Source organism: Parashewanella sp. 2210YD4-3 (genome assembly GCF_056591735.1).
The window spans coordinates 43310-66900 of sequence record NZ_JBWQOG010000005.1 but is presented as its reverse complement, the minus strand read 5'-3'; the positions used below and the strand labels follow the sequence as shown (position 1 = coordinate 66900).

The 23591-nt window shown below is 39.2% G+C and carries 16 protein-coding genes and 6 tRNA genes; 14 read left to right on the top strand and 8 right to left on the bottom strand.

Features of this window, described 5'->3' with window-relative positions; all coding sequences use genetic code 11:
• The first annotated feature begins 22 nt into the window (after positions 1–22).
• The 9 genes from prc to AC1EU0_RS09165 all read left to right on the top strand — a co-directional run bounded on the left by prc (position 23) and on the right by AC1EU0_RS09165 (position 14465).
• Complete coding sequence (gene prc / locus AC1EU0_RS09205; protein WP_480302314.1) at positions 23–2068, top strand: carboxy terminal-processing peptidase; 2046 nt, start codon at positions 23–25, stop codon at positions 2066–2068.
• 132 nt (positions 2069–2200) lie between these two features.
• Positions 2201–4753, top strand: a complete 2553-nt coding sequence (gene pepN, locus AC1EU0_RS09200; RefSeq protein WP_480302102.1) for an aminopeptidase N — start codon at positions 2201–2203, stop codon at positions 4751–4753.
• Positions 4754–4763: 10 nt separating this feature from the next.
• Positions 4764–4985 carry a hypothetical protein gene (locus tag AC1EU0_RS09195; protein WP_480302313.1) on the top strand — a complete coding sequence of 74 codons (222 nt, stop codon included), beginning with the start codon at positions 4764–4766 and terminating at the stop codon, positions 4983–4985.
• A 13-nt stretch (positions 4986–4998) separates the two neighbouring features.
• A complete protein-coding gene (locus tag AC1EU0_RS09190) occupies positions 4999–5214 on the top strand; it encodes a DUF2835 domain-containing protein (RefSeq protein ID WP_480302101.1) in 216 nt (71 codons plus the stop codon).
• Between the two features lie 355 nt (positions 5215–5569).
• Positions 5570–10402: an NAD-glutamate dehydrogenase gene (locus AC1EU0_RS09185; protein WP_480302100.1), complete on the top strand. Its 4833-nt coding sequence runs from the start codon at positions 5570–5572 to the stop codon at positions 10400–10402.
• 60 nt (positions 10403–10462) lie between these two features.
• Complete coding sequence (gene pyrD / locus AC1EU0_RS09180) at positions 10463–11485, top strand: quinone-dependent dihydroorotate dehydrogenase (protein ID WP_480302099.1); 1023 nt, start codon at positions 10463–10465, stop codon at positions 11483–11485.
• Between the two features lie 163 nt (positions 11486–11648).
• A complete protein-coding gene (locus AC1EU0_RS09175) occupies positions 11649–12188 on the top strand; it encodes a cell division protein ZapC (protein ID WP_480302098.1) in 540 nt (179 codons plus the stop codon).
• 278 nt (positions 12189–12466) lie between these two features.
• Positions 12467–13969 carry a peptide MFS transporter gene (locus AC1EU0_RS09170; RefSeq protein ID WP_480302097.1) on the top strand — a complete coding sequence of 501 codons (1503 nt, stop codon included), beginning with the start codon at positions 12467–12469 and terminating at the stop codon, positions 13967–13969.
• 352 nt (positions 13970–14321) lie between these two features.
• A complete protein-coding gene (locus tag AC1EU0_RS09165; RefSeq protein ID WP_480302096.1) occupies positions 14322–14465 on the top strand; it encodes a hypothetical protein in 144 nt (47 codons plus the stop codon).
• 90 nt (positions 14466–14555) lie between these two features.
• Here the strand turns inward: AC1EU0_RS09165 and AC1EU0_RS09160 are convergent.
• The 6 genes from AC1EU0_RS09160 to AC1EU0_RS09135 form a co-directional block, all read right to left on the bottom strand.
• Positions 14556–14632 (bottom strand) — tRNA-Met (locus AC1EU0_RS09160).
• A gap of 33 nt (positions 14633–14665) precedes the next feature.
• Positions 14666–14742: transfer RNA gene (locus tag AC1EU0_RS09155), tRNA-Met, on the bottom strand.
• Between the two features lie 29 nt (positions 14743–14771).
• Positions 14772–14848, bottom strand: a tRNA-Met gene (locus AC1EU0_RS09150).
• 29 nt (positions 14849–14877) lie between these two features.
• A tRNA-Met gene (locus tag AC1EU0_RS09145) sits at positions 14878–14954 on the bottom strand.
• Between the two features lie 45 nt (positions 14955–14999).
• A tRNA-Met gene (locus tag AC1EU0_RS09140) sits at positions 15000–15076 on the bottom strand.
• 56 nt (positions 15077–15132) lie between these two features.
• A tRNA-Met gene (locus AC1EU0_RS09135) sits at positions 15133–15209 on the bottom strand.
• Between the two features lie 221 nt (positions 15210–15430).
• Between AC1EU0_RS09135 and rlmKL the strand changes: the two genes are divergently transcribed.
• Genes rlmKL through AC1EU0_RS09115 form a run of 4 tightly spaced genes read left to right on the top strand, consistent with a single transcriptional unit; the run spans position 15431 to position 21604 of the window.
• Positions 15431–17554: a bifunctional 23S rRNA (guanine(2069)-N(7))-methyltransferase RlmK/23S rRNA (guanine(2445)-N(2))-methyltransferase RlmL gene (gene rlmKL, locus AC1EU0_RS09130; protein WP_480302095.1), complete on the top strand. Its 2124-nt coding sequence runs from the start codon at positions 15431–15433 to the stop codon at positions 17552–17554.
• On the top strand, positions 17547–17786 hold the full coding sequence (locus tag AC1EU0_RS09125; RefSeq protein WP_480302094.1) for a glutaredoxin family protein: 240 nt from the start codon (positions 17547–17549) through the stop codon (positions 17784–17786). Before rlmKL ends, AC1EU0_RS09125 begins: the two co-directional genes overlap by 8 nt.
• Before the next feature lies 1 nt (position 17787).
• Positions 17788–19701 (top strand): ABC transporter ATP-binding protein, encoded by a 1914-nt coding sequence (locus AC1EU0_RS09120; protein WP_480302093.1) that lies wholly within the window; start codon positions 17788–17790, stop codon positions 19699–19701.
• A 28-nt stretch (positions 19702–19729) separates the two neighbouring features.
• Positions 19730–21604 (top strand): DUF3466 family protein, encoded by a 1875-nt coding sequence (locus AC1EU0_RS09115; RefSeq protein ID WP_480302092.1) that lies wholly within the window; start codon positions 19730–19732, stop codon positions 21602–21604.
• A gap of 28 nt (positions 21605–21632) precedes the next feature.
• Here the strand turns inward: AC1EU0_RS09115 and AC1EU0_RS09110 are convergent, their stop codons facing one another.
• A complete protein-coding gene (locus AC1EU0_RS09110; RefSeq protein ID WP_480302091.1) occupies positions 21633–22520 on the bottom strand; it encodes a c-type cytochrome in 888 nt (295 codons plus the stop codon).
• 257 nt (positions 22521–22777) lie between these two features.
• Here AC1EU0_RS09110 and rmf point away from each other — a divergent pair, with 257 nt between their 5' ends.
• A complete protein-coding gene (rmf, locus tag AC1EU0_RS09105; RefSeq protein ID WP_480302090.1) occupies positions 22778–22954 on the top strand; it encodes a ribosome modulation factor in 177 nt (58 codons plus the stop codon).
• A 54-nt stretch (positions 22955–23008) separates the two neighbouring features.
• Here rmf and fabA read toward each other — a convergent pair whose 3' ends face one another.
• Positions 23009–23524: a bifunctional 3-hydroxydecanoyl-ACP dehydratase/trans-2-decenoyl-ACP isomerase gene (gene fabA / locus AC1EU0_RS09100; RefSeq protein ID WP_480302089.1), complete on the bottom strand. Its 516-nt coding sequence runs from the start codon at positions 23522–23524 to the stop codon at positions 23009–23011.
• Positions 23525–23591 lie beyond the last annotated feature (67 nt).

Here is a 23591-nt window from a genome sequence, read left to right as displayed (position 1 = left end):
GAAACAAAGGAGTAACTTGTTGATGCGGAAAATTAAACTGGCCATGACGTTGGCCGCCCTGTTGGTCGGATTTAATGTTGGAGCAACAACTCCTAAAATTCAACTCAACGAGTTACCTCAGTTAAAGCAAGAACCCCAGCATAAAGTGGCGAGCAAGCGAATAACGGATTTGTTCCTTCGCTCTCATTATCATCATTTTGTACTCAATGATGCTTTTTCAGATAAAGTTTTCGATCGCTACTTATCGTACCTAGATTCTCGTCGTAATGTGTTAACCCAGAAAGATGTTGATGGTTTTCAGCAATACCAAGACAACTTTGATGACATGTTGAAAAGCGGAGATTTAAGCGAAGCTTATAAAATGTACGACGTTACACAAGAACGTCGCTATGATGCCTTAGTTTATGCTTTATCCTTGCTTGATGTAAAAAAACCTTTTAACTTCGAAAAAACCAACGATAAATATGTATTTGATCGTGAAGATGCTCCTTGGCCTAAGACCGAAAGCGAGATTCATGAACTTTGGCGTGAAAGAGTAAAATTCGATGCGCTAAATTTGTCGATGACTGACAAAAAGTGGCCAGAAATTGTTAAGGTTTTAACAAAGCGTTATAACAATGCATTAAAACGTCTCTCACAAACCAATAGTGAAGACGTATTCCAAATGCTAATGAACGCATTTGCACGAACTGTCGAGCCTCATACCAGCTACCTTTCTCCAAGAAACGCTGAGCGTTTTCAGCAAGAAATGAATTTAAGTCTTGAGGGCATTGGAGCTGTATTACAACAAGACGATGATTACACTGTGATTCGAAGCTTGGTAAAAGGTGGACCTGCATCTAAGAGCGGCAAGCTGGCTGACGGTGACAAAATCATTGGTGTTGGTCAAGACGGTGAAAAGATTATTGATGTGATCGGTTGGCGTCTAGATGACGTTGTCGACAAGATCAAAGGCCCTAAGGGTAGTAAAGTTACCCTGCAAATCTTACAGAAAAAAGCAGGATCTAACGCAAAGCCTATCGAAGTGACTATTACTCGGGACAAAATTCGTTTAGAAGATCGCGCAGCCAGCTCTAAAGTTATTAAAGGTGATGCTCCTCAATTTAAAAATCGTAAGGTTGGTGTTATCACTATCCCAGGTTTTTATATGAATCTTTCTCGTGATGTTGCGAAAGAAATCGCTAAGCTCAAGAAAGAAAAAATTGAAGGCATCATTATCGACCTACGTGATAATGGCGGTGGTGCTCTAACTGAAGCTACCTTATTAACGGGCTTGTTTATCGAAATGGGACCCGTTGTACAGGTTCGTTATGCAAATGGCAAAGTCGTTGAGAACCGTGATAATGATGGTGTGACTTTATATGATGGCCCTCTGACAGTACTTATCAATCGTAACAGTGCTTCAGCATCTGAAATTTTTGCAGCGGCGCTTCAAGATTATGGTCGTGCTTTAATTGTGGGTGAATCTAGCTTCGGTAAAGGTACGGTGCAGCAACATCGTGGATTATCTCGTATCTACGATATGTATCAAAAGCCGATTGGTCACGTACAATATACTATTGCTAAATTTTACCGTATCAATGGTGGCAGCACTCAATTGAAAGGTGTGACACCTGATATTATGTACCCAAGTGCCTTAAAGCCAGGTGAATACGGTGAATCGAAAGAAGATAATGCGTTACCTTGGGATCAAGTACCTGTTGCTAATTATAACAAGGTGAATGATATTACCCCTAAAATCATAGAAGATTTAAAAGGTAAATATCAACAGCGTATCAAGGGTAATGTCGAGTTCGAATATATCCGTCAAGATATTGCTGAGTTTCGTAAACATCGTGATGAAAAGAGTGTTTCTCTTGTTGAGTCTGAGCGTGAAGCTCAGCAAAAGGAAGATGATGCTAAGGCTTTAAAACGTGCCAACGAAAGACGTGTTGCGCAAGGTAAAAAGCCAGTCAAAGATTTAGACGAATTAGCTAAGTTAGATGAAAAAGATGAATTGCCAGATGTGCTTCTTGAGCAAACAGCAGATATCACACTTGATTTGGTCGATGACTTAAAAAAGCCATAAGTCCAATGTTCTAACTGTTCAAAAACGCGCTTCGGCGCGTTTTTTGGATTTAATCGAATCAAATCATCAACAATAATTAGGTTCACGTATACTCGTGAACTTCAAATAACATTAAACACAAAGAGGGTAGTCATGTCAGAACTTCAGGCTAAGTACCTAAAAGATTATCAAGAATCAGATTTTACAATAAATCACTTATCGTTAGACTTTCAGTTGAATATCCCAACCACAGAAGTGGTTGCCATAAGTCAGGTCGAAAGACAATCAAAACAAGCAACGGAATTAGTGCTAGTCGGCGAGGATTTAGAATTAATCAGTGTTAAAGTAAATGGTCAGCCTGCTTCTCACCAAGTTAAAGATAAACAGCTATACATTCAAGCAGATCTAGATAACTTTGAACTTGAAATCATTACCCATATTAAACCAGCTGAAAATACAGCGCTCGAAGGTTTATATATGTCTGATGGCGCATATTGTACTCAATGTGAGGCTGAAGGTTTCCGTCGTATTACCTATTATCTTGATCGTCCTGATGTTCTGGCCAAATTTGATGTTAGAGTCGAAGCTGATAAAACTGAATTTCCATTTTTATTAAGTAACGGTAACCTAATTTCAAGAGGTGATGCTGAAAACGGTCGTCATTATGCGACTTGGCAAGATCCATTCCCAAAACCAAGTTATCTTTTTGCATTAGTGGCGGGTGATTTTGATTTACTCGAAGATCAGTTTACTACTCGCTCAGGCCGTGATGTAAAGCTTCAAGTATTCGTTGATAAAGGCAACCTGCATAAAGCTCACCATGCTATGGCATCGCTTCAAAAATCCATGAAATGGGATGAAGAGCGATTTGATCTCGAATACGATTTAGACATTTACATGATTGTTGCTGTTGATTTTTTCAACATGGGCGCAATGGAAAACAAAGGGCTGAACGTTTTCAATACCAAGTATGTGTTAGCTGATAAAGAAAGTGCCACCGATGATGATTATCATGGTATCGAGTCTGTAATTGGCCATGAGTATTTCCACAATTGGACAGGAAACCGTGTTACTTGCCGTGACTGGTTCCAGTTGAGCTTAAAAGAAGGCTTGACAGTTTTCCGTGATCAAGAGTTTAGCTCTGATGTTGGTTCTCGCCCTGTTAATCGTATCCAAGCCATTCAAGTTATTCGTAATCATCAGTTTGCGGAAGATGCTGGCCCAATGGCTCACCCTATACGACCAGAATCTGTTATTGAAATGAACAACTTCTATACGGTAACTGTGTACAACAAAGGTGCTGAAGTGATCCGCATGATGCACACCTTACTTGGAGAAAAGAACTTCCAAGCAGGCATGAAACTATATTTTGAGCGTCATGATGGTCAAGCAGTAACTTGCGATGACTTCGTTTCTGCAATGGAAGATGCTTCTGGTGTTGAGCTTCAGCAATTCCGTTTATGGTATAGCCAAGCGGGTACGCCAAGTGTTGCCGTTTCGGAAAACTTTGAAGACGGCCGCTATCAATTAACCTTAACTCAGTCTCGTCCTGAGATTACGGGTAATAATGATTTACCAATGCATATTCCGTTTGATGTTGAGTTATTAGACGTAGATGGGAAGAGTATTACCTCAAAAGTATTGAATTTCACTGAACGGCAACAGACGTTTACTTTTGATGGATTAACTCAAAAACCTGTAGTATCTCTTTTGCAAGATTTTTCAGCTCCCGTAAAACTTGAATACCAATACGAAGATGAACACCTAGCTCATTTAATGCGTTATGCAAGTAGCGAAGTTGCGCGTTGGGAAGCATCGGTATCTTTATTTAGTAAATCGGTATGGGACAATGTAAAAGCGTTAGTTGCTGGTAAAACCATGCAACTGAGCGATATTGTTAAAGATGCTTTCAAGGGCGTTATTCTCGACAAAAATTTAGATGAAGAACTGATTGCAGAAATCATGTCAGTACCATCTATAAGTGCTTTGGTTGAGCAAACTGAAAGCGTAGACTTAGATGCGCTCATTACAGCTCGCTGTTTTGTAAAAGATGAGCTGGCATTAGCTTGTGAAGATGAGACACTGGCTCGTTATCACGCTTCAAAAGACAAAGATATTGCCAGTGCTCGAGCGTTGAAAAATGAGTGTTTGTCTTGGGCATGTATTGCAAATGAGGAGCATGAAGCTTTAGTGGATTCTCAATATAGATCTGCTACTAATATGACAGATTCTTTAGGTGCACTTAAAGTGGCAAGCGACCTAAATCTTTCAAATAGAGAAAGCTTAATGACAGATTTTGAGAACAAGTGGGTTGATACGCCATTAGTCATGGATAAATGGTTCACTTTACAAGCGACTCAAGATTCTGAGCAAGTGATTGATAAAATAAAAGCGTTAACGAGCCATAAAGCGTTTACTTTTAATAATCCTAATCGTGTTCGTTCACTTATTGGAAGTTTTGCAGCAGGAAACATTAAGCATTTCCACAAATCTGATGGTAGTGGTTATCAATATTTAACTGATGTTTTAAAAAAAATGAATACCATTAATCCACAAGTGGCGGCTCGAATCATTACTCCGTTAATTCAATTTTCAAAGTTTGATCTTGCGCGTCAGCAAAATATCAAAGAAAGCTTACAAGAGTTGATAGAATTGCCTGACTTGTCAAAAGATCTGTATGAAAAAGTTTCTAGAGCTTTATCTTAATTAAGCTTAGATTAATTGTTCTTATTTTAGGCCAAGTTTTCTTGGCCTTTTTTGTAAGTTAGATCTTGTTCCCAACAATACTCCGCTGGGGAGCTTGCAATGGGCAGATTCTATTTTTCAGATTTACACTGATTCTTATGGGGAAAACCCACTTATTATTCGTGGAGCTAGAGCACAAGTTACAGCTCGTGGAGTTTATTCTGATTTGTTAAGATTGGCTGAAAATACATAGCTATCGTGTCAACATGGAATTCACATTTTCAATCTCTGTATCAGCAAAACAATACTTGGCTTTTTATCAAGGAGCAGCAACCCATGTTGAGGTGATTGATGATACGGGTCGTCATCTTCAAATAAATGCGCGTTATTTTAGATCTTTCGTGACTGTTTCTGGAATACAAGGGCGGTTTAAATTAACCTTGGATTCTAACGGCAGTTTTATTGAATTAAATCGTCTCTGATAATCACTATTTACTAAGGATCTAAAAATATTTCTTATTTTGTTGGAACTCATAATTATTTTTATTGTGAAATCTTATGTTCGGGGTGCTAACTAGGTAAGTTATTGCTGGGTTTCCAGTATCGCTAGTCAGGCAAATTGCATATAAAATCCGTTTTTTTGCTTGTTTGCTCAAAACTTGTGATCCACTCCACAAATAACCCTAATCTTAGTGTACCTTCATCACAAATTTTCCTCGAAATGTGTCGCAATAAGTAATAAACTTCGCCATTAAGTAAAGATGATTTACTTCGGATTTTTTTTCCGCATCCTAATCATAATAAAGCGCTGCCATAGACGCCTAAGGAAACAGCAAAATGGCTTTGAAAGATGCAATGCCTTCAGTATTACTTGAAAATGTAATCAGTTTGATTCACTCCAAAGTCCCTCATTCACAAGCGAAACAAGTTGAACAGTTTGCCAATCACCTTTATGCCCACATGTCTAAAGACGATTTGCATGCCCGTAACGATAGTGATCTATACGGTGCAGTTCTAAGTTTGTGGAATGCTCTTAACAAGACTTCTGTTGGAGATACTCATTTACGAGTGTTTAATCCGAACCAGTCAAAGCACGGCTGGCAATCTACTCATTCTATTATCGAAATCATTCTACCTGATATGCCATTTTTGGTTGATTCGGTAGGTATGCTTTTAAATCGTATGGATATTACTGTTCATATGATGCTTCACACGCCTTTGGCAATCGAACGTGGTGAAAAAGTTGTACGTGATATCAGTCAAATTGATTCAAACAACGAAAATAACGAAAAAATCGCGGTATTCTTAATTGAAATTGATAGCCAAACAAGTGAACAAGAAATTCTTGCTCTGAAAAAAGAAATTGAGACAGTTCTAATTGATGTTGAGGCGGCTGTAAAAGATTGGCAGCCAATGACTAATAAATTAGACAGCATTATTAAAGAATTGCCGACTAGACCATATCCGGGAAGCAAGCCAGATTTAGATGAAGCGGTTCGTTTCTTAGACTATCTCAAAAACCATCAGTTTACTCTGCTTGGATATCGCCGTTATACCTTAAGTGCAGTTCAAGGTGATTTAGAACTAACCGCAGAAATGGATTCAAGTCTTGGTTTAATGAACAAGCCTGGTCAAGAAAAGCCAAAAGGCCTTTTGCTTTCTACTTTCTCTGAAGCTGCACGTAAAGAAGCACTTGATGATAAACTGCTGATCCTTACTAAAACCAATAGCAAGAGTCGTGTTCACCGCCCAGCTTATATTGATTACGTCGGAATTAAACGTTACGACGAATCAGGTAAAGTGATTGGTGAAGATAGATTTATTGGTCTGTACGCTTCTACGTTATATAACCGTAGCCCTCGCGAAATCCCAATGTTGAATGAGAAAGTAACTCGAGTGCTTAAAAGCTCTGGTCTGGTTCCTCGTTCACATGACTATAAAAATCTTCTAAACATTCTTGAGAACCTTCCACGTGATGAAATTATTCAAGCGCGTGAAGCTGAACTTGCTTCAGTGGCTCAGGGTGTTCTTGAAATGCAAGACAGAGATAAACTTAAGCTATTCGTTCGTAAAGACGGCTTTGGTCGCTTCTTGTCTTGCATGGTCTATGTATCAAAAGACAGATATAACACTAAATTGCGTCAAGATACTCAACGCATCTTGGCTCAACATCTGAAAAGTAAAGAAGAAGTACAATTTACTACCTACTTCTCTGAATCAACGTTAGCGAGAACACATTATATCGTTAAAGTTGATAACAACAATATGGATGTCAACGTGGCAGCAATTGAAAGAAACCTCATCGAGGCAGCTCGCTCATGGGAAGATAAATTACAAGCGGCATTAAATGGTTCTTTAGGTGAAGAGCAGGGCAATGCTTTAAATAAGCGTTATTTAAATGCATTTCAACCAAGCTATAAGGAAGATGTACTTCCTAGTTCAGCTGTAGTTGATCTACAACTACTAGAAGCACTTTCTGCTGAAAATCAGCTTGGTATGTTGTTCTATCAGCCTCAAGAAGCGGCACTGAATGACAATAAAGTACGTTTAAAGCTGTTCCACAAAGATGAACCAATTCATCTTTCTGATGTGTTGCCAATGCTTGAAAACTTCGGTCTGCGTGTTATTAACGAGCGTCCATACGAAGTTAAAACAACAGATGGTGCAACTTACTGGATCCTTGACTTCCTAATGACAGTTCAAGGCGCGGCGACTGAAAATCTAGCCGATAGCCAAGATCGCTTCCAAGATGCATTAGCACAGGTGTGGAAGAAGAAATTAGAAGACGATGGTTTTAACCGCTTAGTACTTTCTTCTAACTTAAATGGTCGTGAAGTTTCTGTTGTACGTGCGTATGCTAAGTATATGCGTCAAATCGATGCAACTTTCTCTCAGTCTTACATTGAAGAAACGTTCACTCGCTATCCGTTTATTGCTGAACTATTGGTGAAAATGTTCATCCGTAAGTTCAACCCTAAGTTGAAAACTCGTACTCTTGATAAGTTTGTTGAACAAATCAACTTACGTTTGGATGAAGTTTCGAGCTTGGATGATGACCGTATTATTCGTCGTTATTTAGACTTAATTAATGCGACTCTTCGTACTAACTTCTACCAAGAAAAAGACGGGCAGCCAAAAGATTATATTTCGTTCAAGTTTGAGCCAAACTTGATCCCAGAAATGCCAAAGCCTTTACCTCATTATGAAATCTTCGTTTATTCAACTCGTATAGAAGGCGTTCACCTACGTGGTGGTAAAGTTGCTCGTGGTGGTTTACGTTGGTCAGACCGTCGTGAAGACTTCCGTACTGAGGTATTAGGTCTTGTTAAAGCACAGCAAGTTAAAAACACCGTAATTGTACCTGTTGGTGCTAAAGGTGGCTTCGTATGTAAGCAGCTTCCATCTGAGCGTGATGCATTCTTTGCTGAAGGGCAAGCTTGTTACCGTATGTTTATCCGTGGTCTACTCGATATCACTGATAACATTGTGAATGGTGACATTGTTCCTCCAGCTGACGTTGTTCGTCATGATGAAGATGATCCATATTTAGTCGTTGCTGCCGATAAAGGTACAGCTACTTTCTCCGATATCGCTAACTCAATCTCTGAAGAATATAACTTCTGGTTAGGTGATGCCTTTGCTTCTGGTGGTTCTAACGGTTATGACCACAAAAAAATGGGTATTACAGCCCGTGGTGCATGGGAATCTGTTAAACGTCACTTCCGTGAGTTTGGTGTCGACTGCCAAACTACCGACTTCACTTGTGTTGCAGTAGGTGATATGGCTGGTGATGTATTTGGTAACGGTATGTTGCTGTCTCGCCACATTCGCTTGCAAGCGGCGTTCAACCATATGCATATCTTTATCGATCCAACCCCGGATTCTGAGACGAGCTATGTAGAGCGTGAGCGTTTGTTCAACCTTCCTCGTTCTACTTGGGAAGATTACAACGCTGAGTTGATTTCAAAAGGTGGTGGCATTTTCTCTCGTCACGCGAAATCAATTCCACTGTCTGCTGAAATGCAGCAAATGTTGGATACAACAAAGACCTGCATGACGCCAAACGAGCTACTTAAGTCACTACTTAAGATGCCAGTTGACCTAATTTGGAACGGTGGTATCGGTACTTACGTAAAAGCGACTAAAGAAACTCATGCAGAAGTGGGTGATCGTGCAAATGATGCGATTCGTGTAAATGGTGATGAAGTTCGTGCCAAGGTAATCGGCGAGGGTGGTAACTTAGGTTGTACTCAGCTTGGTCGTATCGAATATACGGCTAATGGTGGTCGTATGAACACCGACTTCGTTGATAATGTGGGTGGTGTAGACTGCTCGGATAACGAAGTAAACATCAAAATCCTACTTAACTCTTTAGTTGCGGATGGTGAGTTAACGGTTAAACAACGTAACCGTGTTCTTGAAGAAATGACCGAAGAAGTAAGTGAAATCGTACTTCAGGACTGTCAAGATCAGACCCGTTCTATCACAGTCACCCAAGTACGTGGAGTTGAGCAGCTTAAAGAGCAAATTCGCTTTATTCATTACCTAGAAAAAGAAGGTAAGTTAGACAGAGCATTAGAATTCTTACCGACAGAAGATGAGCTTTCTGAGCGTCTTGCTGCAGGGAAGTCTTTAACCCGTCCAGAGCTTTCTGTACTTGTAGCCTACGCTAAGATGGTGTTGAAAGAGCAGTTGGTAACGCCTGAAATCACTGAAGACGAGTTACTCAGTAAATTGCTGGTTGCTTATTTCCCTAAAAAGCTGCAAGAGCAATATACTGAAAAGATGACGGCTCACCCTCTGCGTGGTGAAATCATCGCAACTTCATTGGCTAACGAGCTTGTAAATAACATGGGGCTGAACTTTGTTCAGCGTATGCAAGATGAAACCGGTGCTTCTGTTGCTGAAATTGGTATTTGTTATACGATCGCCAGTGAAGCATTTGGCCTTAATGAACTGATCAAACAGATCGACGAGTTAAATTTCGTTATTCCTGCAATTGTTCAAGGTGAAATGCTACATCAGTTGCGTCGTAACTTACGTCGCGCATGTCGTTGGTTCCTACGTCACCGTAACCGTAGCCAAAGCATTCAGCAAACTATTGAGTTCTTTAAGCCTGTTGTTGATGATTTACGTGCAAACATTAATAACTACATGACTGAAGCTGAAGTTAAAGAGCTATCTGATGATGTTAATTCACTTATGGCGGAGAATGTGCCAGTTGAAGTTGCGAAGAACATTGCTTACTTAAGCACTGTGTTCTCTGGTTTAGATATTGCTCAAATTGCTGATACTAACGATAAGCCGTTAGCCTTGATTTGTGAAACATACTTCAGATTAGGCGCTCGCTTAGAGTTGCATTGGTTCTTAGTACAAATTACTAATCAGCCTGTAACAAACCACTGGCAAGCACTAGCAAGAGCTGCTTATCGTGAAGAGCTTGATTGGCAGCAGCGTTCGTTAACGTCAGCAGTATTGCTTGGTTGTGATAATGAGTGTGAAGCTGATACTATTATCACCGCTTGGATAGATGGACATCAAAAATTACTTGAGCGTTGGAATCACATGTTGGCTGATTTCAAGAGTTCGCAAGGCCACGAATTTGCGAAGTTCTCTGTAGCGTTAAGAGAGTTAAGTCTCCTAGTGCTGCAATGTGAAGGTAGTAAATAATAAATAAAAACAATAATAGCCCTGGCGATCGCCGGGGCTTTTTTTGGCTGAGGAAACCCTATGATTTACAATTTAGCTAAAAAGTTCATGTTCAATATGGATGCTGAAAAAGCGCATGACTTAGCATTAAGCTCGTTAAAGAATACAGCTAACAGCCCACTAAGCTGCTTCTATAGTCAGAGCTTACAGTCTGCTCCTGTAGACGTTATGGGGCTTAGTTTTCCTAACCCTGTTGGCTTGGCGGCAGGTTTAGACAAAAACGGTGAAGCTATTGATGCGTTTGCAGCTATGGGCTTTGGGTTCGTCGAGGTTGGTACTGTTACACCTAGGCCACAACCAGGTAACGATAAGCCGAGGTTGTTTAGAATTGAAGAAGCGGAAGCAATAATTAACCGAATGGGATTTAATAACCATGGTGTTGATTATTTAGTCAAAAATTTGATGGCTGTAAAGTCTGATATTATTGTTGGCGTGAATATTGGTAAGAATAAAGATACTCCAGTAGAGAATGGAAAAGATGATTATTTGATTTGTATGGAAAAAGTTTATCCGTATGCTTCTTATATTACAGTGAATATTTCGTCACCGAATACACCTGATCTACGATCGTTACAGTTTGGTGAATTATTGGATGATTTATTATTTTCTTTAAAAGAAAAACAATCTGAGCTCGAAAATAAATATCATAAGTATGTACCTTTAGCTTTAAAAATTGCACCAGATCTTGATGATCAAGAAATTAATCAAATTGCTAATTCATTGATCAAAAATAAATTTGATGCTGTGATCGCAACAAATACGACTTTATCAAGAAATGGTGTCGAAGGTTTAAATAATGGAAATGAAAGTGGGGGACTAAGTGGTAAGCCTCTGACTGATGCCTCAACCTTAATAGTCCAAAAGCTTGCAGTCGCTTTGAATGGGACCATGCCTATTATTGGAGTAGGTGGTATCTCATCAGGACATGATGCGATGGCTAAAATTCAAGCAGGAGCAAGTTTAGTTCAAATTTATTCCGGATTTATATATCAAGGTCCTCCATTAATTGCCGATATAGTAAAAAGATATAGATCAAGTATTTAATATGATCTTATTTTTGATCTAAATATAAAATTGCGATCAAACTAGATCTGTTTGATCGCAATTTTAAAGTTTAATTTTTTCTCATATAAATAAAAATAAAGTTTTGAAACTGAATAAAATTTAGACTAATATGTTCTCGTATATTAACCATTAGGTAATTATTATGTTATTTATGCCAAAAAGGGATTGGCAGTGGAAATATAATGATCAACATGAAGTATTAAGTGTCTTGCTTGGTGATGAGGTTGAATTTTTAACACCTTATTATAAAAAGCAATTGATACCGGATGCGCTAATGGATGTTAAATTTGATGTAAAACATGCTAAGTTCTATCTAGATCTAATAGACAGACTACAGAAGGCACTTAAGACATCAGATGCTGGTTTAGTTCAAATAGTGCTGAATGCAACCGCAGCACACTTCATGTTACAGTCACAAATGCCAAAGTCTTGGTTTTTTAAGCCAAGTAGTACCTGTGTGTTTAGTGAAAACGGTAAAGTTTTTACACTAAGAACTGAAATGAACAATGAGAAGCTATTAGTATTAGCCGTTGACGCTGGGCTACAGTCTACTTGTGTCATGGTTTTATCAGCTGAATGTGCCGTTTCTGATAAAAAAACTCTAAAACAGTTTGATGTTATTAAAGTTATGAATGACCGTTTGTCACCACTTCAAGCCCAAAAACATACTGCAGCAGCCTAATAGTATTTATAAAAGTTCCCTAGCTGCTGCATTTACTTCAATTAATCTTCTTTAATTCCTTTTATAAAATTATTTGCTTTATATTCAGTCGCTTACGAAATTTCTCTTTTTGTTTCAGCCCTCATTCAATTTACTTAATTTAATCTAGTTCCCTTTCACATAATGTAATATCAGGTTAGGAGAGCCTATGTTGTCATTTAGATTCAGTGATGCTTCAACGATTATCTGGATTCAAAGCAGTATCAACATTATGGTTAAGTTACTGAGGTATAATGCCAATGTCAGAGAGTAATCAGCAACCTGTAAGTAAAACCCGTTCTTTTGCCACAATATGTTTAATCGAAGTGTGGGAACGCTTTGGTTTCTACGGAATGCAGGCGTTAATCATTTATTTTATGATCCAACGCTTAGGCTTTGAAGATACGCGTGCCAATTTAGTTTGGAGCGCAGCAGCAGCACTTATCTATGTATCACCAGCTATCGGTGGTTGGGTAGGTGACAGAATATTAGGTACTAAACGAACCATGACCTTAGGGGCCATTATACTAAGTTTGGGTTATGGCCTAATGACTATCCCTACATCGAATACTTGGTTTCTCTTTTATTCTCTTGGCGTTATTGTTGTTGGTAATGGTTTATTTAAGCCTAACGCCGGTAATATTGTACGTATGATTTACCATGGTGATGACTCAAAAATTGATAGTGCGTTCACTATTTATTATATGGCGGTTAATGTTGGCTCTACGGTTTCGATGCTGCTTTCACCTCTCATTAAAGAGATCTTATCTAAAAAATATGGTGTTGATATAGGTTGGCACGGTGCTTTTAGTGTGTCATGTGTCGGATTGATCATTGGTTTAGCACAATACTTCGCAATGAAACCTTCATTACAACTATATGGTTCAGAACCTGATCAAAAGCCGCTTAACGTAATGAAATTACTTGCTGTTTTAGCTATGTCGTGTGTAACCGTTGTTGCATCGGCTTATATTTTAAATTACGAAACATTAGCGCGTTTATTTGTATACGGCGCCATCACGGTCATTTTAGGTATTTTCATCTACTTGATCTCAAAGAGTGATCACAAAGAAAAAGCCGGTTTAATTGTAGCCTTGATTCTTACGGTCCAAACAGTGTTTTTCTTTGTGTTTTATCAGCAAATGTCGACTTCACTGGCTCTATTCGCTTTGCGAAATGTTGATGCGAACTTTTACTTGTTTGGTTACAAATTATGGACATGGCAACCTGCACAATTTATGGCGCTGAATCCTATTTGGATAATGCTGCTTAGCCCAATACTTGCCTGGTTGTATAACTGGGTGCATCAGAAAAATATCAATTTCCCAATAGCGGTCAAATTTATGCTTGGCTTTGTTGTTGTCGCATTGGGTTTCTTTATTTTTGGTTTCGCAGGACAATATGCCGTAAATGGTAAGACAACCTCTTGGGTTATGATTTGGGGTTATGGTGCATATTCATTAGGTGAATTATTAGTGTCAGGATTAGGACTCGCAATGATTGCTCGTTATGCTCCAGCACGAATGGCTGGATTTATGATGGGAGCTTATTTTGTGGCTTCAGGCAGTTCACAGTATCTTGGAGGTATTGTCGCTAATTATGCTAGTGTACCTAAAAACCTTACCGACCCGTTGCAATCTTTACCAATTTACACTGATTTATTTACCAAGCTAGGAATCGCGGCAGTGGTTTGTACTTTAATCTCATTGGCTCTATTACCTAAAATGAACCAGCTCACAAAAGAGCATCAAGCGAATAATTAACATCCACTTGATGTCATGCTATAGCCACTTTTCTGTGGCTATTTTTTTAAGTTAAATTTGATTAGACTCCTGATTATATGAGTAAACTTGAAAAACACCGTATGATTGGGATCTGGAAAAAACTATAACTTATAGAACCAACCTGAAATTCTTATTACTAAGGCACCATCTTCATTCGAGAAAGAAATTGTGTTTTTTTTGTAACAGACGAAGAGTCCGTTATCAGTTTGTCTAAATTTTTGAATGAGTATACTGAAAAAGATCCTATTATCTGGCTAGCTTATCCCAAAAAGCCTTCTAAAAAATATCAGAGTACCATTAGTTGTGATTCGGGGTGGGAGTCTATTGGGAAATGGGTTTTGAAGGTGCTCGTCAAGTTGCTATCGATGAAGATTGGTCTGCACTTCGTTTTCGTAGAGTAGAGTGTATTAAATCGATGAAACGAGATCCAAAGGGTGCAATGAGTGTTCTAGATAAATCTAAAACTCAGAAATAGTGATATTCGCTGATAGAAACTATTGCTTAAAATATTTTAAAAAATGAATTCAGAGTGAAGAGACTTAAATAAGGAATATATAAAAGGGAGTGGTTGCGGGAGCCGGATTTGAACCGACGACCTTCGGGTTATGAGCCCGACGAGCTACCATGCTGCTCCATCCCGCGTCCGGATGTTGAATACGATTTTTTTTAAACAATTGGTTGCGGGAGCCGGATTTGAACCGACGACCTTCGGGTTATGAGCCCGACGAGCTACCATGCTGCTCCATCCCGCGACTGATTGTAAATATATATTAAAAATAATTGGTTGCGGGAGCCGGATTTGAACCGACGACCTTCGGGTTATGAGCCCGACGAGCTACCATGCTGCTCCATCCCGCGACTGATTATAAATATATATTGAAAATAATTGGTTGCGGGAGCCGGATTTGAACCGACGACCTTCGGGTTATGAGCCCGACGAGCTACCATGCTGCTCCATCCCGCGACTGATTATTTTCTAATGATACTCATTTAATTTTTTTAATTAAATTGGTTGCGGGAGCCGGATTTGAACCGACGACCTTCGGGTTATGAGCCCGACGAGCTACCATGCTGCTCCATCCCGCGACTGTATCATTGCTCTGAGACCAACATACCATTATCAGTTTCAATAAAACTTCAATTGGTTGCGGGAGCCGGATTTGAACCGACGACCTTCGGGTTATGAGCCCGACGAGCTACCATGCTGCTCCATCCCGCGTCCGTCTCTAAAGCGGGGTGGACTATAACGATGTGGTCGTTACGTTGCAAGGGGTATTTCATAAATATGAATCGCTTGCTTAAAAATGGTGCAATCTGACTTTCTTTTCTGAAAATTATTCAAATTTAGCCTTAACTACCGATTTTCTTATTAACTCTTTATGTTTTAAATGATTGAGCAGGTATAATGTTTGGCATTATTTTATGGTGTTGAAGTACCACATGTTTGAATTTTTTGCAGCGGCCCCACGAGGCTTTGAATATAGCTTAGCTCAAGAGTTAACTCAGCTAGGCGCTACTGACGTTAAAGAAAGTGTTGCAGGGGTTTATTTCTCTGCGGATTTAGAGCTTGGCTATCGCATTACTTTATGGAGTCGATTAGCCAGCCGAATCGTACTCATTTTGCAAAAAGTGCCATGTAACAATCCAGAAGAGCTTTATGACTCTGCTTATTGTATTGATTGGCCAAGTCACTTTTCTAATAGCAGTACCTTTAGTATCGATTTTCACGGGACGGGTGGTTTTATCAAAAATACCCAGTTCGGTGCGTTAAAGATCAAAGATGCAGTCGTGGATCGTTTTCGTGACGATGGCGAAGTACGCCCAGACGTAGCTCGTAGTCACGCTGATTTTCGTATTGATGCCCATTTTCGTCGTGGCAATTTGACCATTGGTATTAATTTTTCTGGTCCTGCGTTACATCAACGTGGTTACCGTGACAATACTGGCGCTGCACCATTAAAAGAAAGTTTAGCGGCCAATATGCTTGCGAGAAGCGGATGGTCAAATGAACCTACTGATTTACTGGATCCATTTTGTGGTAGTGGCACGATTTTGATTGAAGCAGCAATGATTGCATCAGATGTCGCACCAGCATTAAATCGTTTCCACTTCGGATTTAAACATTGGCGTCGCCATAAAGAAGAAATGTGGGACAGCATTTTAAAAGAAGCAGAAGCAAGAGCATCTCGTGGTATTAATCGCTGTTCAATTAAATTCTTTGGATCAGATTCTGATTCAAGAGTATTAAGTATTGCTAAGCGCAATGCCAAGAGCGCTGGAGTGAGTAGTTTAATCGAATTTACTCAAGCTGATGCGCTTGAAACGATGCCTCCAGTTGAAACGGGAACTTTAGTGACCAACCCACCTTATGGTGAACGTTTAGGGACTAAAACGAACCTTCTTCAACTCTATTATCAAATTGGCGCTCATCTAAAACAAAACTTTGGTGACTGGAAAGTTGCCATGTTGTGTAGTGAGATTGAATTACTTTCTGCGCTTAAGCTTAAAGCCGATAAGCAGCTTAAAATGTATAACGGTGCCATTGAATGTGGTTTTAACCTTTATAGCCTTTATGCCAATAGTACTCGCCGTGAAGTTGAAACACATGCAGCTGATTTTAGTAATGTTGCGCCTGATTTTAGTAATCGTTTGAAGAAAAATATTAAACAGCTAACTAAGTGGGCAAAGAAAGAAGACATCGACAGTTACCGCCTTTATGATGCTGATATCCCTGAATACAATGTAGCCATTGACCGTTATGTTGATTATATCGTGGTACAAGAATACGCTGCGCCAGCGACTATTCCTGAGTCAGTGACTAAGCGACGTATCAGTGACATCCTATTAGTATTACCGCATATTGTTGATGTTCATCCTGATAAGATTGTTGTGAAAACCCGTGAACGTCAAAAGGGCACGAATCAATACAATAAGCTACAAAAAGAAAAGGTTGAATTAACAACCGTTGAGTATGGTGCTCAGTTCAAGCTTAACTTGTCTGGTTATTTAGATACGGGTCTTTTCCTTGATCATCGTTTAACTCGTAAGTTTGTTGGTGAGCAGTCGAAAGATAAACGTGTACTTAATTTATTTGCTTACACTGGCTCAGCATCTGTGCATGCAGCTCTAGGTGGTGCCAAGTCTGTGACGACGCTTGATATGTCAAATACCTATTTGAATTGGGCGAAGGATAACTTTGCTTTAAATTCATTATTTGGCAAGCAATATCATTTTGAGCAAGCAGATTGCTTACAGTGGATAGAGCAAGGTAAAGGTGAATACGATCTTATCTTCATTGATCCTCCTACTTTCTCTAACTCAAAACGTATGGAAGATTCATTTGACGTACAACGTGATCATGTTGATATGCTCAGTAAGCTATTTAAGATGTTAAGCCCACAAGGGCAGATTATTTTCTCGAACAATAAGCGCAAGTTTAAAATGGATATTGCGATGTTTGAGAAAATGGGTATCAAGGTTCAAAACCTAGACGCTAAATTGCTTCCACAAGATTTCAAACGTAATCCTCACATTCATAATGTTTGGATGTTAACTCGTGGATAAACAAAGCAAGTCACTCACTTTGTTTCACACAGATGGTTGTCATTTGTGTGAAATGGCTGAAGCTCAATTAGTATCACTCAAGCTACCATTTGAAATGGTAGATATTTGTGATAATGAAGTACTCGCTGAACGTTATGGTATTCGTATTCCAGTATTGATGAATAACCATAACCAAGAAGAGCTAGGTTGGCCTTTTGAGCCACAAGATATTGAAGAATTTATAGGAGCATAAATTGAGTCTGGTTCGTATCAATAATGGTTCATTAGCCTATGGTTATACTCCATTACTAAAAAATGCCGATTTCACTATCGAAGCAGGCGAGCGTGTGTGTATTGTTGGTCGTAACGGAGCCGGAAAATCTAGCTTATTAAAAGTGCTTTCTGGTGATGTGTTATTGGATGATGGTGAATTTAATATCGCCAACGATGTCAAAGTAAGCCGATTACAGCAAGACCCGCCAAAGTCAGCCGAAGGGAAAGTTTATGCTTATATCGCAGCTGGAGTCGCTGAAATTGGCGATATGCTGGAGCAGCATCACGAGCTTTCGATTCAGCTTGGCAATGCCGATGAAGCTCAGATGGAACGTTTGTTAAAGAAAATGCAAACCGTCCAAGAAAAACTTGAACATAATAATGGCTGGCAATTAGACGCACGTATTAATCAATTGTGCCAAATGCTTAAATTAGATCCCGATAGGCCACTGGCAGAGCTTTCGGGTGGTTGGCAGCGTAAAGTGGCGCTGGCTAGAGCCTTAGCATGTGATCCAGATCTATTACTGCTTGATGAACCAACCAACCATTTAGATATTGATACCATTGAATGGCTGGAGCAATTCCTCGTTGGATTTAAAGGCGCAATTGTTTTTATTTCTCACGACCGTGGCTTTATTCAACGTATGGCGACGCGAATTGTCGATTTAGATCGTGGTGTCGTTACATCATGGCCAGGAAGTTATCAGAAATATCTTGATGGCAAGCAAGAATGGTTGCGAGTAGAAGAAGAGAAAAACGCGCAATTTGATAAAAAGCTGGCAGAAGAAGAAGCGTGGATAAGGCAGGGCGTTAAAGCTCGTAGAACTCGTAATGAAGGGCGCGTTCGTGCATTAAAAGCACTTCGTATGGATCGTAAAGAGCGTATTAATCGCCAAGGCAATGTTGCAATGGCGGTTTCTGATGCTGAGCGTTCAGGAAAGTTAGTCTTTGAAGCTAAAGACGTTAACTACAATCTTCCTGATAAAAACTTGGTGAAGAACTTCAACACTCGTGTTATGCGTGGTGATCGTATTGCTTTGCTTGGTCCTAACGGTTGCGGAAAGTCAACGTTAATCAAGTTGCTATTAGAGCAAATACAGCCTCAATCTGGCAGCGTTCATTGCGGCACAAAATTAGAAGTCGCTTACTTTGATCAATATCGTGAAGCCCTTGATCCTGAAAAAACAGTAGAAGAAAACGTGGGTGATGGTAAGTCTACGGTAACGATTAATGGTAAAGACAGGCACATTCTGAGTTATCTTCAAGACTTTTTGTTTTCGCCAGCAAGAGCACGAACACCCGTTAAGGCACTTTCTGGTGGTGAAAAAAATCGATTATTGTTAGCGAGACTACTTTTACGTCCAGCCAACCTTATCGTGCTTGATGAACCAACGAATGATCTTGATATTGAGACCCTAGAATTGCTAGAGTCGTTACTGGCTGATTTTACAGGTACTTTACTTATCGTAAGTCACGATAGAGAATTTATTGATAATACGGTAACCTCAAGTTGGTGGTTTGCTGGTAATGGTCATTGGTCAGAGTTCGTTGGTGGCTATAATGACGCTGTTTCTCAAGGAGCAAAATTCTTTCGTGAGGAACCTGAAGACAAAACCGTTGTCCAACCCCAAGTTGAAACAAAAGCAAAGCCGGTTGAAACCGTTAAAAAACCAGCAAAAAAGATAAGTTATAAGCTACAACTTGAGTTGAAAGAGCTTCCGGCTAAAATGGAGCAACTTGAGCAAGATATAGAGCAATTACAAGAATTGGTAAATCAAGCCGATTTTTACAGCCAACCGCAAGATTCAGTTAATGAAAAACTGGCTCAGCTCGCGGAGAAAGAACAACAATTAGAAGTCTACTTTGAGCGTTGGGAAGAACTAGAGTCGCTATAAAGTAACTGGGTGAAACAGGAATAATTAAATGAAGTTAAGCCGTAAAATCGCACTGTCTGCTGTAGCAGTAGGCGTGTTGGGAGCGTTAGGAAACGCCGTTGCTGCACCAGTTTATGAAATTATCAATTTAGATAAACAAGAATATGATTTTGTAGGTGAGGGGAATGGAACCTTACCTAACACCCGTAATGGCTACGCACAAGCGGTTAATAATAATGACCAATTAGTCGGTGTTGCATTAGGTCGTAAGGTACTAAAACCTGATGACGTGGACACTGATATTGTAGATAGTGCCGATGGTATTTCATCTTCAGTAAGAATTACTCTGAGTACTGATAAGGAAATCGAAGGAAACAATTACGCATTTTCTTCATCAGATAATACTCCTGATAATAAAGATTGGGTGCCAATCTTTGAATCATTCAATGGAGCAAAAGCGCCAGGTACGCCTGATAATACTAATTCAATCAATAGCCAATTATTTGGGATTAATGCTGCTGGTATTCAAGTCGGTAGTATGAGCGGAACTCAAAAAACGTTACCTTTTACTGGTGAAAGAAACGATAAGAACAAAGATCAAAAGTTCTGGTACTTTCGAGATTATGAGAATCGCGGTGTAATTAAGAAAGGTGATGTAGAAATACCACTGGTTCCTCCTTATCATACTTATAAAAATTCTGACAATAAAACAGCAGAGGTTGGTGGCTTATCAACTGCAACGGCGATAAATGATAGTAATTTGGTTGTCGGGTATGCCAGTACAGATATCGCTGATTCAAGTAAAGGTAATCTGGATAATTGTTTAAAATCTGATGCCAAAGAGCCAGTTGAAGTGTGTGTTCAAGATTTACAGTTTGGCGCAAGACCATTGCCAGCTTATCAAGTTAGAGCTCATGCATGGCAATTGAAGGACGATAATACGGTAACTTCGATTGATTTACCTCTTGGTTTAACTCCCGATAGCGACTCTAAGGCTATTTTCCAAGCACAAGCTGTTGGTGTTAACAATGATGGCGTAATTGTTGGGCGTTCTGATACATATCGTGGTGGCGATAAAAAGAACCTAAGATACGATGCGGCTTATTGGAAAAAAGACGCAGATGGAAAATATCAGTATCAACATGTCCCGAATGTTAGTGAAAAAGATGACAGAAATTCCATCGCATACGCTATCAATAATGCGGGAATTCTAGTTGGTTCTTATAGCGCCTTTATCGAAGGACGTATTCGCAGTAAATTCTTTTACTACGATACTAAAGTTGCTGGTGATAAAGTTGTGGTCCCAAATGATTTTAAAGATCGTTTAACGGATTTAACCAGTGCACCTAGGGATATCAATAACAATAACCAAGTTGTTGGTAGTATCGAAACTGACTTTAGTAAGACTCAAGTACGTCCTCGTGCGGGCTTCTTATTTGAAATGGACTCAAAAGATGAGACCAAATTTCATAACTTAAATAACTTACTGACTTGTCAATCCAAAGGTTATGAACCTGATGGAGATTCTTGGAAACGTCATCAAGTTGAAGTTGAAGACGGTTCAGGTAAGAAATTATCTTATTCAACTCAGATTGAAATCGTTGAAGCTAACAGTATTAATGATGATGGTACGATTGTAGGTACAGCTACTATTACTAAACCTCGTTATCAAATTGATAAAGATGGTAAGCCTGTCGTTGATCCAGATAGTAAAAAGCCGCTGTTTGAACTAAACGCACTTGGACAGCCTGTAACGGCTTCTATACCCCGAATGGTTGTGCTAAAACTAGCTGGTACTGGCGCAAAGGCTTGTGACTTTTCAGACGTACCAGGTGAGAAGCCTTACGAACGAAAAGGTGCAGCAGGTATGTTGTTATGGCTTTTGGCGTTACCACTAGCGTTTTTAAGAAGACGTAAGTTCTAATAAGTCAATTTGTGAAAGGGGAGTGAGCTTAATGCTCACTCTTTTTTTTAGCTTGGCTAAAGTCTTTATGGTCTTTCATGTATCGCAAATAACTCAGTAACTCATCCATTTGTTGCTTGTTAAAATCAAATCCACTCAACATTTTATTTCGCAGTCGGAAAGCTTTCGGATCTCGAATCCAAGCTCTTAAAAATGAATCATTGCGATATTCAGTGATATTCATAGGAATATTTAATTCAGGTCCAATTTTGCCACCAATTAAATTGATCGAGTGGCAGAATATGCAATTTTTACTAAATATTTTATAACCTGAGATTACGGATGTCGATGATTCTGGTTTTGGTGCTATAGCAACATAAGGGTCGTCGCCTGATTCAAATGTGATTGTTTTAATCGCAAATGGCCACTTAATGATGTCATGGTATGTTTTTGGGTTTGTCCATAAAAAGTAGAAAGGGGCTGGATTATACGATTTTCCGGCTCGCTCGAATAATTCAAAAGTATTACCATCTTTCGAGGTAAGATCTTCATAAGCTAGCCATGCATTCGAGTGTTTTGCAAAATCTGATACATCTAAAGATGTGTTATAACCATCAAGAGATGAAAACACGATATTCTTTGTGCTTTTAGGTAGCCCACCATAGATTTCGATAACATCTACAAATTTGAATGCCTTATATTTCCGCTTGTCTCTATAAACAGGATGATCAAATATAATTTCGTGGGAAATCAATTTACCTTTTAACTGATCAAGAGTATGTATTTTGTGCTCTCTATTACCTGAAGATTCAACTTTTATGACGGTGAGTGTAGCGGCTAAATCTATTGCTGCATGTGCAAAAACGGATAAGTACAAGTATGAAGAAATGCAAAATACCACTAAAATACTCTGTAATTCAGTGAGTTTTTTTATCATTTTAAAACCCCTAATAATCAACATGTTGCAAAATAATTGTTAATTATAGGTTAATAATTAATCAAAAAGTTCTTGCATTTCGGAAACAAACCCTTTATTTCTAAAGTAGCACTGTTACTTTTCTCTTTTCTCTCTTGTTCTTTGTTAATGCAGTGCAAAATAACCAAAATATTCAAGCGCTACTTGGAATAAAACGTATTTACTGTGCTGTATAAAAATAAATCTGCTTTGTTTATACAGCCGTGAGGACGAAGATTATGAAAAGAAGGAAACGAGATAAACTTGACCGAGCTTTTTCAAAAGGATATCAAGCTGGAATGGGTGGTAAATCTAAAGAGCAATGCCCTTATATGAGTTTAGAGTCAAGGAGTCAATGGCTAGGTGGTTGGCGAGAAGGAGTCGATGAGAGATTCACTTATTTGCCAATGAAGTAATAATATTAAGCCCTCAAGTTTGAGGGCTTTTTTCATAATTTCAAAGAGTTATCTTTAGAAAGTAGAAGTGTCTTTGAAAATTCCAACTTTTAAATCAGTAGCAGTGTAGATTTCACGGCCGTCAACTTCTAGTGTTGCGTCTGCAATGCCCATTATCAGCTTACGGTTGATTTTACGTTTAATATTAAGCTTGTAAGTTACCTTTTTGGCTTCTGGAAGTACCTGTCCAGTAAACTTCACTTCACCAACGCCTAGAGCACGACCTTTACCTTCAGCACCTTCATAGCCAAGGAAAAAGCCAACAAGCTGCCACATAGCGTCAAGGCCTAAACAGCCCGGCATTACTGGGTCAGTAACAAAATGGCATCCAAAAAACCAAAGATCAGGGTTAATATCAAGCTCTGCTATGATTTCACCCTTACCATACTCGCCACCATCACTATTAATCTCAGTAATACGGTCGATCATCAGCATATTCTTAACTGGCAACCTTGGAGAGTCTGCTCCAAATAGATCACCGTGCCCACAGGCTATTAATTCTTCTTTTGTGAAACTGCTTGGCTTTGTCATTTTAGTAACTATCTTTTTTGAATGTGCAGCAAGATTAGCGAACAGGTGTACGCTAAACAACTCCGAT